The organism is Pontibacter qinzhouensis (assembly GCF_008017455.1).
Lineage (GTDB): Bacteria > Bacteroidota > Bacteroidia > Cytophagales > Hymenobacteraceae > Pontibacter > Pontibacter qinzhouensis.
The window spans coordinates 15,252-30,611 of record NZ_VRTY01000006.1 but is presented as its reverse complement, the minus strand read 5'-3'; the positions used below and the strand labels follow the sequence as shown (position 1 = coordinate 30,611).

Genomic DNA, 15,360 nt, shown 5'->3' with positions numbered 1-15,360 from the left:
AGATTATTCTAATAAAAACAGCCTCCCGAAGCTTTTTAAGCTCAAAAGGCTCAAGGGTTATTGGTGGAAGTGTGGCAGTACCTTCTCTCCGAAAATCTCTATAAAGCGCTCCTGCTCCAGGTTAACGTTGTGGAGCACCAGCGTTGTAAAGCCCAGGTCTACATACTGCTGCAGCCACTCGGTGTATTGCTGCGGCTCGGTAGAAATGAGCACATGTTCTTTCATAATCTCTTTAGGAACCAGCTGCGCTGCCTCCTGCAGTTGCTTGGCGGTTCTGAGCTCGGTTAGCACGCTGCTGGTAAAAATATTGGAGCGCCATTGGTCATAAGCACCGTCAAGAGCCTCTGCTTCGGTTTTGGCAAAAGAGATTTCTACTTTCAGGAACATGGGCTTGCCTTCGCCTCCACCTTCTTTAAAGGCCGTTACCATTTTTTTAAGTTCTTCCGGAGGCCGTGCTGTTGTAATAAGGCCATCGGCCCAGCTGCCTACCCATTTGGCGGTTGGTGGTGTTATGGCAGCTCCTATAATAGGCGGTGGTGTGGCAGGGCGGGTAAAGAGCGTGGCTTCTTCAACGGTAACCAGGCCGTGGTGCGTAACCGTTTCGCCGGCCCAAAGCGCTCTGATAATATCCACACACTCTTTCAGGCGGTTGTTACGGTCCTGCTTTAGCGGCCATACGGTGCCGGTTATGTGCTCGTTCAGGTATTGCCCGGTGCCCAGTGCCACCCAGAACCGCTCCGGAAACATCTCTGCCAGGGTAGCGGCAGCCTGCGCAATTATGGCCGGGTGGTACCGCTGGCCAGGAGCATTCACAATTCCGAAATCGAGTGAGGTAGCCTGCATGGCAGCTCCCAGCCACGACCAGGCAAAACCGCTTTCGCCCTGGTCGTGGCTCCAGGGGTGGAAATGGTCTGAGGAGTTGCAGGCTTTAAAACCGGCCTGCTCTGCCATTTTTACATATTTTAGTAAAGCACTGGGCGTATACTGCTCATGCGATGCCTGGTATCCTATCCGTATCATGTTTTTCTCTGCTTCTTTCAGTTTTTTGTCTTTACAGCATCTTATGTCTTACCCGGAACCAGCGGTAACCGTAGGGGCCGAGTTCCAGCAGCTTATCGTTTGCATCGGGGCGGCTGTACGATTGGTCGCTTAAATACTCGGTAGCCTCTGCTGCCTCCAGTAACGCCGATGGCACAGTAAAAGAGCAGGGCGTTTCGGAGAGGTTATGAAACACAAGGAGGGTGGAGTACAGGGTGCAGCTATGCGCGAGCACCGACTTCTGCCCGGTTTCAATTAATTCCCATTTGCCGCGCCCTATCTCATGGCACTGCCTCCTTATCCGGATCAGGCGCTCTATCCAGTTCAGGAGCGAGAAACTGTTATTTTGCTGGTCTCGCACCGATACCTCCTCGAAACCGTAAGGCCCACCGCTAATAACAGGGCGCACCAGTTGATCGGCAGGAGCGGTAGAGAAGCCTCCGTTCTTTTCGGTAGAAGACCATTGCATGGCTGTGCGCACACTAATACGGCCTGGCAGCGATAAATCGTCGCCCATGCCTATTTCGGCACCATACTGTATGAGCGGCGTGCCGGGCAAGCTAAACATCAGGCTGTAGCAGAGCTCTAATTGTTGCCTGTTGTTGCCCAGCATAGGAGCCAGCCTGCGGCGAATACCATGCCCGAAAATCTGCATGTTTTTTTCAGGAGCAAAGGCGGCAAAGGTTTCTTCAATGTCTTTTTTATCGAGATCTACAAGAGTAAGCTCATCGTGGTGCCTCAAAAAGTTGAGCCAGGTGCAGGCTTCGGGTTTGTCGGGCAGCAGGGCAAAGCCTTTTTTAAGAGGAGCTGCGTCTTGTATGGCCATGGCGTGGAACAGGTGCTGGTTCATCAGAAAGTTAAAGGCCATGTGCATGCGGGTTTCTTCCTTAAAGAAATTGGCGATCATTTCTGGCGGGCCGGTCGCTTCGGCCAGCAAAATGGCATCGGTGCTATGGTTGTTAATGTAAGAGCGCATGTCTTCTAACAGCTCGTAAAAGTGTTCTGCTGTTTCGTCGCTGTCGTCCTGCACCAGAATATGGGCGGCATCTACCCTGAAACCCGAAACGCCTAGTGCCAGCCAGAAGCCCATGATGTTAAAGATCTCCTTGTGCACATCAGGGTTCGTAATTTCGAGGTCGGGCTGGTGGCTGTAGAAGCGGTGCAGGTAGTATTCCTGTGCCTCTTCGTCGTAAGACCAGATGTCGTCTTCTTCGCCACCGAACATAGGCTCCGCATGCGAGTCTTCAGGTTTTTCTTTCCGCCAGATGTAGTATTTGTAGTACTTCGAATTTTTGTTTTTCCGCGCCTCCTGAAACCAGGGGTGCTCACACGAGGTGTGGTTCACGACCAGGTCGATGAGTACACGCATACCCCGCTCCCGGGCCTCGCGCACAAAAGCCGTAAAGTCGCCCAAAGAGCCTAGTCGCTTGTCTACGTTATAGTAATCCATTACATCGTAGCCATTATCGAGGCCGGGGCTGGGGTAAAAAGGCAGGAGCCAGATACAGGTTACCCCCAGCGTCGACAAATAATCGAGGCGGCTGATGAGACCCTGAAAATCGCCGACACCATCGCCATCAGAGTCCTGAAAAGTTTCTACATCAAGCGCATACCATACGCCTCCTTTGTACCAATGGTCTTTTTCTAGCATAGCAGTTTTCATTTTAAGCGGTTAACACGGTGGCCGGTGCTGTTCTTTTGTATGGGCATTAGAGGAGCAGTACATGTTCCTGGGGCTGTTTCTTTTATCATAGGTGCGGTTTTAAGTTACTTTATAGGTCAGAACAATTAACTTTGAGCGTATGTTTTGTGCGGCAGAACTACTCTTTACCAGGTTTAATTTATAGGTAAAGTGCTGGCTGCCTTAACTCGTGTATCCGGTTTACGGTATTTACAAGCTTTATGGTTATAAGCAGAGGGTAGCCAGCGTGGCGCAGCAGCCCTAACAAGAAACAGAACAGGTATGCGTTTAAGCGAAAGAGATTTTTCAAGAGAACTTGAATTTCAGGTTTCGAGGAGTGGTGGCGCTGGCGGGCAGCATGTAAACAAGGTGTCTACCAAGGTGGAACTGCGGTTTCTGGTGGCCAACTCGGCACTACTCACCGACGATGAAAAAGCCCTGGTGCAGGAAAAACTGACCAACCGTATTACCTCCGATGGCTACCTGCAGGTGGTGTGCCAGGCAGAGCGGAGCCAGTTGCAGAACAAAGAAGCGTGCATCCGGAAATTTTATGAGCTGCTGCAACAGGCACTTACAAAACAGAAAAAGCGAAAAGCCACCAAGCCAACGCATGGCTCCGTAAAGCAAAGGCTTGAAAGCAAACGCAAGCAGAGCGACAAAAAGTCGGGCAGGGGCAGGTTCAGGGGCGAAGCAGAGTAAGGGCATTTGTCAGGTGCCGGAAAAAGCATGTTTAGAAGATTACTTTCAAGAACCTGAAAATCATTAGAAGCTCATACTCAGAGTATTTTTTTTAAAACAAGTTGGTTAGCTGCTGCACACGGCGCAAAGCCCTACATTAGGTAAGGTATTTGCAGGGGCAGCAGTAGAATATTTATAGAATGAAAAAAAGCTTTTTAATTGGCTGCCTGCTTATGGGTGCGGCCTCTGTTGGTCAGGCGCAGGTGTATCGTACTGCTGCCGGTATCAGGTTAGATGGTGAGCGGCTGGGGCTAACAATACAGCAGCGGGTTTTCGAGAAATCGACCATAGAAGGCATTTTTGCAGTGGGCACCCGCGAGGTAAGCGCTACGGCTTTGTATGAGTGGCACCGGCCCATTTTGGGCAGGCGCCTGAACTACTACCTGGGAGCTGGCGCGCATGTGGGCAACCTGAAAGACAGTGGTGCTTTTACCGGCCTCGACGCTATTCTGGGGCTGGAGTATAAGGTCAATGGCTTGCCTATTCTAATCTCAACAGACATAAAACCTGCTTTTCATGTGAACCACGAAGATTGGGTAGCCTTGTCTACAGGTATTTCGATCAGGTATGTTATTCTGGCGGAGAAGAAGAAAAAGAAAAGCTTGTGGCCATTTGGGAATAAAGAAGAAGACACCAAGAGCAAAAGCAAGAAAAAGCAGCAGGTAGAGGAAAAGCCGGGTGTTCTGGATATTTTTAAAAAGAAGGAGCCGCCAAAAGAGGAGAAGAAAAAAGGGTTGCGCGGCATCTTTAAAAAAGAGGAACCGCCCAAAGTAGAAGAAAAACCAACCTTCCGCGACATCTTTAAGAAAAAAGAAGATTAAGGAAATACACAGGCGAAAGCCCTTCCAAAGCCTTGGCACTAACTATGCTCTAAAGGCTTTGGAAGGGCTTTTTCATTAGAATAATTTGCCGGAGCTAAAATACAGAAGTCCGGCTGGGGGCCGGACTTCTGCGGAAAGCAACACTTGACTTTGGCTACAGTTATAATTCCTGATTTAAGCTTGTTTTACTGGCTTGTACTTGCGCGCTTCGGTGGGGGCCGTTGCGGTTAATGAGCCTAGCAGGAGGTGTTACTGCTGTGCCTAAGCCAATTTGGGTTTATAGTGGCTGCTTTCCTGTGCTTTTAAGTAGTTTAAACCTTCCGGTGTTATTTTTATGCATATTCTGCTTGCCCTGAAACAGAACTCAGCTAACCCATTGCGGGCCATGTTCTCGCCAATGTCGAATGATAAAGACCTGTTCTTTTCTTCAAGGGTCAGCAGCTTCGATAAATCATGAAACCTGGCGGGCTGTGCCGCACATGCCTGAAGCGCTGTTACAGCCAGGGTTTCTAAGGTATCGGGGCTTAAGGTGTTGGGTTTAGAACGGGTAAAGGTTGTGGTGTATAAGCGGCTGCCTGCAGCCTTTGGACTGCGACTAGCCGAAAAATATTTTATTACCTGATATATTTTAATGAATAGTAACAGGCCTCTGGTAATGTAAAAACTCTCTAAAGTATATTGCCTGCCGAGCCTAAGTATCTTTCCCATATGATATAAAGTAGTACAATATCATTTAACCTCCTACTCGCTAAAATACCTACAAATTTACATAAGATCCTCTATTCTGAAAAGGAATATTAAGTAGGTATGGTAACATGTGCCTTGAGCCGCAAAATCTATGAATTAAGCTGAAAACAAGGTGTGCAGGTGTACACTGCCGTAAAAAATAACATGCTAAAACGAGGCAGCGTAACATGCCGTGAAGCTGTATACGCAAAAAAGTCTGAAAAGCTGTTAAAGGGGTGCTGGTGGCAAAGCCACCGGCTGTAAAGCAGTGGCTGCTAGGTGCGTGGCAGGCGCTTGGCTACAACCTCTACTGTAGGCAGTAGGTTCGGGTACTGCTTCAGCTCAGTTCTCACAGCAATTTCCTGCACGTCGTCGGCTGTTTTCTTAATAATTCCGATAAATAAAATAAGTACGATTACTAACAAAGATACGATTTTCATGGTTTTACTTTTTAAATTAGGTTTAAGATCATAATATACCTGGCTGATAAACAAGATATTGAGTCTGTTTCTTTCGTCTCAGCCGGTATTTTGCTGAAAGCATTTTCTGTGCCAATATCTTATATCTCCTTTATAAAGTATTAAACAGCTTCAGCGCACCTGGTAACCTGGAAAAATGTGTACATTCCTGCACACTGCTGTCCGGAAGCGGACAATGGTGTGCTTTTGAGCAGAGAGGCAAGGGTACACCCGGCTTCTGCAACCATACCGGCAATTTGCTGGTAGCTATAAACATGAAATTCAGATTTCCTAAATTCGACACTGTTGGTGCGCCCCTGCTGGCGGTGCTTGGTGTGGCGCTGCTGGTGCTCGAAACACGGCGGCAACTCCGGAAACCAACGCAACCTAAACAGGAGCGGCTCCTGCAGAACGCATCGGTGGCAGCGCTAGCCCTGCCTGCACTGCGCCTGCTGCTTTTGCCCGCACTTTATGCAGCAGCCAGGTGGTCGGGTAAGCACCGGGCAGGGCTGCTGCCTTTGTTACGGCTACCAGGCTGGCTAAACAATATAGCAGGCTTTCTGTTGCTAGATTACAGCAATTACCTGTGGCACGTGCTGCTGCACCGGCTAGATGTTCTGTGGCGTTTTCATAATGTGCACCACATCGACCTGGACCTGGATGTGTCTACTGCCTGGCGGTTTCATATAGGAGAGAATATAGCCTCGGTTCCGTTTAGAGGCGCTATGATGGCGTTGCTGGGGGTGCCGGCCAGGCTGGTGGTGGTGTATGAGTTCTTTTTCGAGGCCTGCACCGCCTTTCACCACAGCAACATGCGACTGCCCTGGCAGCTCGAGCAACAGCTGGTGCAGGTAGTGGTTACGCCCCGCATGCATGGCATTCATCATTCTATTGTGGCGCAGGAAACGAACAGCAACTTCTCGGTTATTTTTACTTTCTGGGACAGGCTGCATCGTACGCTGCAGCTACACGTGCCGCAGGAGGACATAACCATAGGTGCACCGGCTTATCGTAACCTGGAGGAGCAAACACCGCTTTGGCTGCTGCAACTGCCATTTCAGAAACAGCGTGCCTGGAAGCTGCCAGACGGAACCACTCCTGAACGAGCCTCTGAAAGTGGCAGGCACCTGCCATTGCTGCCCTAGTTTTATGCAAGTAAGATGAAAGAAGAGATAAAGCTTAAACGGCAATTATTTAAATGAAAAAGCCCTTCAGAAGGTTTTTTGCCGAAATCTTGTCAAGGGTTGGTACGGTACTATAGGCTGCCCCAAAACTTCCCGTATTTCATTTTTGATATTTCTGAAGGCAAAGGATAGCTAAAAGGTAGCGTTGCATAAATAACTGACTCCTGGCCAAATTATTTAAATGAAAATGGCCTTCCAAAGAAAAAAATGGAAAAAGCAGCCAAGGGTTAGACAGGGTAACTCAATTTTGCCTGGTTAAATAGTAGTTAACCTGTGGCCTGGCCGACGGCAGGTTAATTATTGTTTTAACTCAGATGCCGTTACCTGAGTATAATAATATCTTTGGGAACACGAACAAAACGAATCTGTATGATAAAAGGGAGACTGATAGCATTAGGTGGCGGCGACGATGATGGCCTGCTGAAGTTAATCCGAAACGAGATTTGCAGCGCCCACTCGCATATTGTGGTTATTGCTACAGCTGCCACCGAAGTAGAAGATTCGGGAAACGCTTATATAGCAGCATTCGAAGAGTTTGGCTGCAGCAATGTGATGCTCATGCACATAGACGAAACGAATGAAGCCGACACTCCTGAAAACCTGCATCAGATAGAAATAGCCGAAGTTGTGTTTTTTACAGGAGGAGACCAGGTGCGTCTGGCCAGGTTTCTGGAAGGTACTCAGCTGCTGGAGAGTATGCGCCGCCGTTACATACACGACGACATTATAATAGCTGGTACCAGTGCCGGAGCAGCCGTAATGTCGGATCGTATGATTTACGACGGCTACGGGCACTACTCACTCATTAAAGGCGAAATGAAAACCACTCAGGGCTTTGGCTTTATTCAGCAGGTGTACATAGATACGCACTTTGCCGAACGCGGCCGCTTTGGCCGGTTGGCACACGCTGTTGCCCACGACCAGGAGTACATCGGCATTGGCCTGAGCGAAGAAACCGGTATTATTATTAAAGATGGAGACCAGGTAGAAGTGTTTGGAACAGGTGTGGTAACCATTATAGATGCGGGTAAAGTCCGGTTCTCGAATACGCGGCAGGTAGAAGAAAACGAGCCTATTGCCGTGGAGCACCTGATCATGCACCTGCTGGTGCAAGGCTACCGCTATTGCCTTAAAGAGCACCTGTTCCAGGCTATTCCGGCTGCAGCAGCCCCGACCAAAGCAGATCAGGCTCCCATCATCTCATCAGAATAAAAGGAACAGGTAGGCTCTGGCAGGCAGTGCACTAACTCTTTGCCAACGCAGGCTCGCGTTCCAGGTAAAGCTGCTCCAGCTCCATGTTGATAGCAACGCCAGCTTTTGCACCTTCGGCTGCAGCTACAATAACCATTTGCACATCGCGGGCAGCATCGCCGGCCACAAAAAGCCCTGGTATGTTCGATTTCTGGAGCCGCCGGGTTTTAATAACGCCTTTGTTCGTGAACTCGCACCCTAATTGCACCCCTAAGTCGCATTGTTGCTTGGTGCCGGTGCTAAAGAACATAACCTGCTGCTCCCGAACATCGCCATTTCGAAGCACAATTCGCTGCAGTTTACCGTCTGCGCCTTCCAGTCTGTCTATTTTGTCGGTGCAAACAGCTATGCCATTGAGCTTTAGTTTATCCCAATCGCTTTGTACCAGTTTGTTGGTGCCGTCGGTATAAAGGGTAACGTTATCACTCCAGGTTTTCATGGCGAGCGATTGGCCTATTCCTCTCCTGTCTTTGCCATACACGGCAATGGCTTTGTCGCCAGACTCCCAGCCGTCGCAGTACTGGCAGTGGTGTACAGTTTTGCCATACAGTTCTTCAATGCCTGGCAGTTCCGGTAATTTATCTTTCAGGCCGGTGGCCAGCAGCAGCTTGTGCGAGGTGTATACAGTACCGTCTTCGTCGTTCACAACAAAATGCCCTTTGCTGTAGGTGGCCGTTTTCACGAGCTTGCAAACAAACTCTACCTTATATTTTTGCAGTTCGGTTCTTCCGATTTCCAGAAATTCTTTTGGATCTATGCCATCGCGGGTAATAAAGCCATTCATGCTGTGCGACCAGCGGTTACGCGGCTTGCCTGTGTCTAGCAATAGCACTTTGCGCCTGCAGCGCCCCAACACCATGGCAGCGTTTAAACCTGCTGGTCCGCCACCTATAATTATTACATCGTACATCAGTTCTTTCTGTCTTCTTTTGAGACTAGTTAAACGGATTGTCGCCATTTAAGATAAGGCTGAACCTATAAATTGTCGCTACAGCTGGTTAAACAACTCGTCTGCTGGTTCTGCTGCTGCAAAAGCACCTCTCAGCAGGTTCTTGCTAAGCAGGAAGAGTAAAGCCCAAGCCAACTGCAATGCGAAACCAGAACAGCAGTTTGCCTGCTGAATGAAGCAGGAGAGGCAACGGGAATAGGATAAACAGCACAGTTTACTGTTTTAATTTTACAAAGCTCATTACCAGTATTTTAACTTTAGTGATGATGGCTTTATGTCTGCCGGAGCTGGTATAGCAGTATTTTATGAAATTTTTATTTGCTCTGATTGCTCAACCCGATTAAAATATTGAGTACGTTTGTTAGTTAGAAGGCAGCATGGGAGGTAGTTTGTAAATATAGGTTTAATTCTATTTAAGACTTATTTTCTATTTCCTCAGAAATAGAAAATAAGTCTGAAAATGTTTTACGAAACCTGTATGAGGCCTTGACAGTATGGGCTTTACAATTACCCGAAGTGCTTTAAAAAATCAACAAACTTTTATGAAAAAAAAATTTTTAGCTTTGATCGTCGGTTCTCTGCTATCAGGTGCGGCAATGGCAGGCGGCTACCAGGTTAACCTGGCGAGCCAGCGGCAGATTGGTATGGGCCATACTGGTACAGGTATCACAACAGGTACTTCCAGTATTTTCTTTAACCCGGGAGCCATGAGTTTCCTGCGCGAAAATGGTGTAACCATTGGTGCGTCGGGCATTATCTCTAAAATTGCTTACCAGGCCCCGGAGCCCAGCGGAGCAACAGCCATGACCGATAACCCTACGGGCACTCCCTTTCATGTGTATGGTGTTTTTGGCATCAGCGATAAGTTAAAGGCTGGTTTAGGAGTGTATACACCCTTTGGCAGCACTGTAAACTGGGGCAACGACTGGAATGGCCGTTTTGCCTTATCGGAACTTACGTTGCAGGCTATCTTTATTCAGCCAACGCTGAGCTACCAGATTACCGACCAGTTAGGCATTGGAGCAGGTTTTGTATATGCCATTGGCGGTGTAAACCTGCAGCGCGACCTCCCACTCCAAAATTCAGAAGGAGCTTACGCTAATGCAGAACTAGATGGCAAGGCAAACGGTGTCGGCTTTAACGCCGGTATATTCTTCAAACCATCTGAGCAGCTCTCTTTTGGCCTTAGCTACCGCTCTAAAGTAGATATGAAAGTATCAGGGGGCGATGTCACGTTCTCAAACATTCCTACTTCGCCAGCCATTGCAGGCCGCTTTCCGGCAGGTACTGAGTTCGATGCTACCTTGCCTCTGCCGGCAACCCTTACCTTAGGCGCTGGCTTTATGCCAACCCAAGACCTGACTATTGCTGTAGATGTGAGCCACGTGGGCTGGAGTGCTTACAAGAGCCTGCGTTTCGACTACAGCCAGGATGTGAACGGAAGCAACTTTGCTGAAAACGCCCGTAATTACAAAGATGCTTACATTTACCGCATAGGTGGCGAATACAATGTGTCTGATGTGTTTGCGCTGCGAGCTGGTGCCTACTACGACGGTACGCCGGTGCAGGAAGGTTACCTGACTCCCGAAACGCCCGATTCTGACTCACGTGGCCTTTCAGTTGGTTTTGGCTACAAACTATCTGACGACCTGAGTGTGGATGCCTCTTTTCTGTACATCAACAAAAAGAAAAGAACCGATGCTTCTGATTTATCTGGAGGCATAGCCGGAACCTATAAGTCTGTGGCCTATATTCCTGGCATTGCGCTCAACTACAAATTTTGATTCGTTATTTAATGTATATGAAAAAGTTTTTCTATAAACCAGTCATGCTGGCACTTGCTGCCGGTATGTTCCTTGCCAGTTGCGAACCAGAGATAGAAGTACCAAGTATCTCGGCAGGAAGCCAACTTGATCTTACTAAATATGTGGCTGTTGGCAACTCGCTTACAGCTGGTTTTCAAGATAACGGTCTGTACCGCGAAGGTCAGCTTAATTCTTACCCTGCTATACTTGCACAACAGTTTAGAATAGTAGGAGGTGGCGAGTTTGCACAACCGCTGTTCTCTGAGGCTGAGGCAAATGGCAGTGGGTATATAAAAGTAGGAAGCTTGGTTGGAGGAATCCCTATTCCGGAACCTGTTGCGGCACAGGCTACAAGAGGAGGCACACTACCCGGAGGAGCCAAAGCTCTTTCCAAATATTTAGAACCCGTGCAGAACCTGGGCATTCCTGGTATATCGGTTTTGACCAGTGCATCTGCTGCATATGGTGCCAGCAATCCTTATTTAGAAAGACTTCTAGAACCTGCTGAGGTTGGAAATAAGGCATACATACAAGAAGTTCTTGAGTCTCAGCCAACTTTCTTCTCTATGTGGCTTGGCAGCAATGATGTTTTAGGTTATGCATTGGCAGGAGGAGAGCCTTCTAATCCTACTCAGGCTCTGACCAACAAAGCGACGTTTGAAAACATTTATACAAACTTTATAAATAATCTTACTGCAAATGGCGCAGAAGGAATTTTAGTAAATATTCCTGATGTGAAGACGGTTCCATTTTTTACAACAGTACCCTATAATGCGCTTACATTAACCACCCAGGCACAGGTAGATGCTTTAAATGCAGCATACGGCAGTGGCGCTTTGGGAATTACTTTTACTTTGGGGCCCAATCCTTTAATTGTGCGTGATCCTGATGCCCCCGCGGGTTTTCGGCAAATCAAATCTACTGAACTAGTGTTACTTCCTGCTTTAGAGGGAATAGCCTTGCAGGGGTATGGGTCACAGGTTCCTCTGCCAGGGAACTTGTTTTTAAGCGAGAGGGAGATTGATGAAATTAATGACTTTACCTCAAGCTACAATCAGGTAATCAAAAATATTGCGGCGGCTAAAAACTTGGCTTTCTTTGATGTTAACAACTACTTTAATACCATTAAAGGAGGCTTTGTAATGGATGCAGTAACGTACGCTCCAACTTTTGTTACAGGAAATTTATTCTCTTTAGACGGCATTCATCTAACGCCAAGAGGATATGCAATACTTGCAAACGAAATGATTAAAACAATAAATGCAAAATATAGCGCTCAGATACCGACAGTGGATGCAACAAAGTACCGCGCAGTGCTACTGCCATAGCTATGACTTCTTTGCCATAAAAAAGGCTGCCAACTATTGGCAGCCTTTTTTATGGCAAAGAAGTTAAATTATTCAAATGAAAACTGCCTTCAGAGAGATTTTAGCCATTTTTCAGTCAAGGGTTAAGCGCTTTGAATTCCTTTCGCTTCATCAGTTAATTAAAATTTACCCCACCCAACATCAGCAATTTAACCATAAAACGATTTAACAATTAACACTTAGGTCAACCAGCAATTATTCTAATAAAAACGGCCTCCCGAAAGATTTCAGGCGTTTTTTTGCCAAGGGTAAAAGTTAATCTATTCTCTCAATTACTCATCCAATCAAAATTTCTAATGCGCCTCCAGCCAGTCGTTGCCAACACCTAAACCTACTTCCATGGGCACACTTAGCTGCAGCGCATTCGTCATGAGCTCAACTATTTTTGGCGTTACGATTTCCACTTCTTCCTTCGGCGCATCGAACAGGAGTTCGTCGTGTACCTGCAGCACCATGCGAGTCTGCAGTTTCTCCTGCCGCAGATAATCCTGAATGTTGATCATGGCGATTTTAATGATGTCGGCGGCGGTGCCTTGTATGGGTGCGTTAATGGCGTTGCGCTCGGCAAAGTTCCGGATAGTAGCGTTGCGCGAGTTTATATCGCGGAGGTAACGGCGGCGGCCCAGCAGCGTTTCGGCATACTCCAGCTCACGTGCCTTCTCTACAGCGCCATCCATATACGCCTTTACGGCATCGAACTCCTGAAAATAAGCCTCAATAATATCGACTGCCTCACGCCGTGGTATGGCCAGCCGCTCCGACAAACCAAAAGCCGAAATGCCGTAAATAATGCCAAAGTTAATCGTTTTGGCTTTGCGGCGCATCTCGCTAGTCACCTCCTGCAGCGGCACATGAAACACTTTACTGGCGGTGGAGGCATGTATATCGAGGCCATTTCTAAAAGCGGTTTTCATGGTTTCGTCGCCGCTGAAATGGGCCATAATGCGCAGCTCTATCTGCGAGTAGTCAGCCGAAATAATCTGGTGCTTGCTGTTGCGTGGCACAAACGCCTTCCTGATCTCGCGGCCTCTCTCAGTACGGATCGGGATGTTCTGCAGGTTCGGGTTAGTGGAGCTGAGGCGGCCGGTGGCAGTTACTGCCTGGTTAAACGAAGTGTGCACCCGGTTATCGAGTGAGCACACCAGCTGCGGCAGCGCATCCACGTAAGTCGACTTCAGTTTCGAGAGTTCCCGATGGTCCAGTATCAGCTTTACGATTTCGTGCTCCCCAGCCAGCTTCGAGAGTATTTCTTCGCCGGTAGCATATTGGCCGGTTTTGGTTTTTTTGATTTTGCTTTTGCCGTGCAGCTGCAGCTTGTCGAACAGAATATCGCCTAGTTGCTTTGGTGAACCGATGTTGAATTTCTCGCCGGCTATTTCAAAAATACTTTTCTCTATCTGCCCTATCTCCTGCTCCAGCTGTACCGAAATATCGGCCAGGGCATTGGCATCTATACTAATGCCTTCGTGCTCCATATCGGCCAGCACCTGTACCAACGGCGTTTCTACCTCCCGGAACAGCTTCATGAGGCCTTGTTCCTGCAGCAGCGGCTCAAAGTAGTTTTTCAGGCGAAGGGTTATGTCGGCATCCTCGCAAGCGTAGTCGCTTACCTGCTCCGGCTTCAGGTCGGCCATGGTCAGCTGGTTTTTGCCTTTCGGCCCGATGAGCGCTGTAATAGAAACCGGGCTGTAGTTCAGGTAAGTTTCCGAGAGCACATCCATATTATGGCGCATTTCGGGTTCCAGCAGGTAGTGCGCCAGCATAGTATCGAAAATCGGCCCCTGCACTTCCACGTTGTACTTCTTCAGCACCGTAATGTCATACTTTATGTTCTGGCCTACCTTGGCAATATTCGGGTTTTCCAGCACCTCCCGGAACTCCTCTACCAGCTGTTGTGCCTCGTCGGGGTTCTGGTGCGGCACCGGCACATAGTATGCTTCGCCGGGGCGGTAACTAAACGACATGCCTACCAATCGGGCCGTAATAGGATCGATGCCAGTGGTTTCGGTATCCCAGGAGATTTCGTCCTGCAGCTTCAGGTACTGCACCAGGCTCTGGCGCAGCTCCGGTGTATTGATCAGGTGGTAGTCGTGCAGGGTAGTGTTAATGGTCTGCATTTGGGCCGGCAGCACTTCGCCAGCTTCTGGTGCAGGTGCTTCGGCAGTTTCGGAGGCGGCAGGAGCGCCAAATAGCGATGTTTGCGAGGCGTCTGCCGCTTTTGCCTTACGACCAATGGCCGGTGCAGCCGCAGTAGCCGATGCCAGCGACTTACCCAATACGCGCTGTGCCAGCTGCCGGAACTCCAGCTCTGCAAACAGCTCCGTTAGTTGCTCTTCGTTCGGACCGTTATATAGCAATGCTTCTTCGTTAAAAGCAATCGGCACATCGCGGTGAATGGTAGCTAGTTCTTTAGAGAGCAGGCCCTGGTCGGCAAAGTTTATAACGTTTTCCTTTTGCTTGCCCTTCAGCTGGTCGGTGCTGGCTACGAGGTTCTCTACAGAGCCAAATTGCTTTATGAGCGATTTGGCTGTTTTCTCACCAATGCCAGGTATGCCGGGTATATTGTCTACAGCATCGCCCTGCAGACCCAGAATATCGATTACCTGCTCCACCCGCTCTATCTCCCACTTGTCGAGCACCTTCTGCACATCCCACACCTCCACGGCGTTGCCCAGGAAAGCAGGTTTGTAGAGGTACACGTGTTCGGTCACCATCTGGCAATAGTCTTTGTCGGGTGTCATCATGTACACATCAAAACCGGCTTGCTCGGCTTTGCACGAAAGGGTGCCAATAATGTCGTCGGCCTCATAGCCGTCCATAATCAGCACCGGGATGTTAAAGGCTTCTACAATTTTTTTACAGTACGGAATGGCAATCGAAATATCTTCGGGTTGTGCCTGCCGGTTTGCTTTGTACTCCGGGAAGCTATCGTGGCGAAAAGTTTTAGCCGGTGAGTCGAAGGCTACGCCAATGTGTGTAGGCTGTTCTTTGGTCAGCACCTCTACCAGCGTGTTGGTAAAGCCGAGCGCAGCCCCGGTGCTCATGCCTTTGGAGTTGATGCGCGGTGTTTTACTGAAAGCAAAATGTGCCCGGTAAATCAGGGCCAGGGCATCCAGCAGGAATAGTTTTTTTCTTGGTTCGCTCATGCGGCAATTTAGTTAATATTTGCAACTATAGGTAAGCGCTGATTTCGATGTTAAGACCATGTGTAAGGCGGCACTCCTAGAAACGGAATTTAAGAAAACAGTTTCAGGCTATTTTTGTGGATCTCTGCTCCAGCTCCACAAAGTGTGGAAATTATTCTACACTCCGCCCCACAGTTCCCCAATCTGTAGAGGTGCA

12 protein-coding genes are annotated in these 15,360 nt (G+C 48.5%); 6 read left to right on the top strand and 6 right to left on the bottom strand.

What is annotated here, in order from left to right:
* Window positions 1–57: 57 nt before the first annotated feature.
* On the bottom strand, window positions 58–1,020 hold the full coding sequence (locus FVR03_RS02460) for a TIGR03885 family FMN-dependent LLM class oxidoreductase (RefSeq protein WP_147920178.1): 963 nt from the start codon (window positions 1,018–1,020) through the stop codon (window positions 58–60).
* A 31-nt stretch (window positions 1,021–1,051) separates the two neighbouring features.
* Window positions 1,052–2,689 carry an alpha-amylase family protein gene (locus tag FVR03_RS02455; RefSeq protein ID WP_147920224.1) on the bottom strand — a complete coding sequence of 546 codons (1,638 nt, stop codon included), beginning with the start codon at window positions 2,687–2,689 and terminating at the stop codon, window positions 1,052–1,054.
* A 312-nt stretch (window positions 2,690–3,001) separates the two neighbouring features.
* Between FVR03_RS02455 and arfB the strand changes: the two genes are divergently transcribed.
* Together arfB and FVR03_RS02445 are read left to right on the top strand one after the other, a co-directional pair.
* Window positions 3,002–3,418, top strand: a complete 417-nt coding sequence (gene arfB / locus FVR03_RS02450; RefSeq protein WP_147920177.1) for an alternative ribosome rescue aminoacyl-tRNA hydrolase ArfB — start codon at window positions 3,002–3,004, stop codon at window positions 3,416–3,418.
* A gap of 179 nt (window positions 3,419–3,597) precedes the next feature.
* Complete coding sequence (locus FVR03_RS02445) at window positions 3,598–4,278, top strand: hypothetical protein (protein ID WP_255474030.1); 681 nt, start codon at window positions 3,598–3,600, stop codon at window positions 4,276–4,278.
* Between the two features lie 261 nt (window positions 4,279–4,539).
* Here the strand turns inward: FVR03_RS02445 and FVR03_RS02440 are convergent, their stop codons facing one another.
* On the bottom strand, window positions 4,540–4,986 hold the full coding sequence (locus tag FVR03_RS02440; protein ID WP_147920176.1) for a hypothetical protein: 447 nt from the start codon (window positions 4,984–4,986) through the stop codon (window positions 4,540–4,542).
* A gap of 293 nt (window positions 4,987–5,279) precedes the next feature.
* On the bottom strand, window positions 5,280–5,444 hold the full coding sequence (locus FVR03_RS24220) for a hypothetical protein (RefSeq protein WP_187270013.1): 165 nt from the start codon (window positions 5,442–5,444) through the stop codon (window positions 5,280–5,282).
* Window positions 5,445–5,737: 293 nt separating this feature from the next.
* Here FVR03_RS24220 and FVR03_RS02435 point away from each other — a divergent pair, with 293 nt between their 5' ends.
* Both FVR03_RS02435 and FVR03_RS02430 read left to right on the top strand, forming a co-directional pair.
* Window positions 5,738–6,607, top strand: a complete 870-nt coding sequence (locus FVR03_RS02435; protein WP_147920175.1) for a sterol desaturase family protein — start codon at window positions 5,738–5,740, stop codon at window positions 6,605–6,607.
* Between the two features lie 408 nt (window positions 6,608–7,015).
* The gene (locus FVR03_RS02430) at window positions 7,016–7,858 is read left to right on the top strand and encodes a cyanophycinase (RefSeq protein ID WP_147920174.1); all 843 of its coding nucleotides are present in this window, start codon (window positions 7,016–7,018) and stop codon (window positions 7,856–7,858) included.
* A gap of 31 nt (window positions 7,859–7,889) precedes the next feature.
* Here the strand turns inward: FVR03_RS02430 and FVR03_RS02425 are convergent, their stop codons facing one another.
* Window positions 7,890–8,807 (bottom strand): NAD(P)/FAD-dependent oxidoreductase, encoded by a 918-nt coding sequence (locus FVR03_RS02425; RefSeq protein ID WP_147920222.1) that lies wholly within the window; start codon window positions 8,805–8,807, stop codon window positions 7,890–7,892.
* A gap of 581 nt (window positions 8,808–9,388) precedes the next feature.
* On the opposite strand from FVR03_RS02425, the gene FVR03_RS02420 reads away from it, so the two are divergent.
* Entirely contained in the window at window positions 9,389–10,630 is a 1,242-nt protein-coding gene (locus FVR03_RS02420; protein WP_147920173.1) for an OmpP1/FadL family transporter, read from the top strand.
* A 17-nt stretch (window positions 10,631–10,647) separates the two neighbouring features.
* Complete coding sequence (locus FVR03_RS02415) at window positions 10,648–11,979, top strand: SGNH/GDSL hydrolase family protein (RefSeq protein WP_187270012.1); 1,332 nt, start codon at window positions 10,648–10,650, stop codon at window positions 11,977–11,979.
* A 332-nt stretch (window positions 11,980–12,311) separates the two neighbouring features.
* On the opposite strand, the gene polA is transcribed toward FVR03_RS02415, so the two are convergent.
* Complete coding sequence (gene polA / locus FVR03_RS02410; RefSeq protein ID WP_147920171.1) at window positions 12,312–15,164, bottom strand: DNA polymerase I; 2,853 nt, start codon at window positions 15,162–15,164, stop codon at window positions 12,312–12,314.
* Window positions 15,165–15,360: the final 196 nt, after the last annotated feature.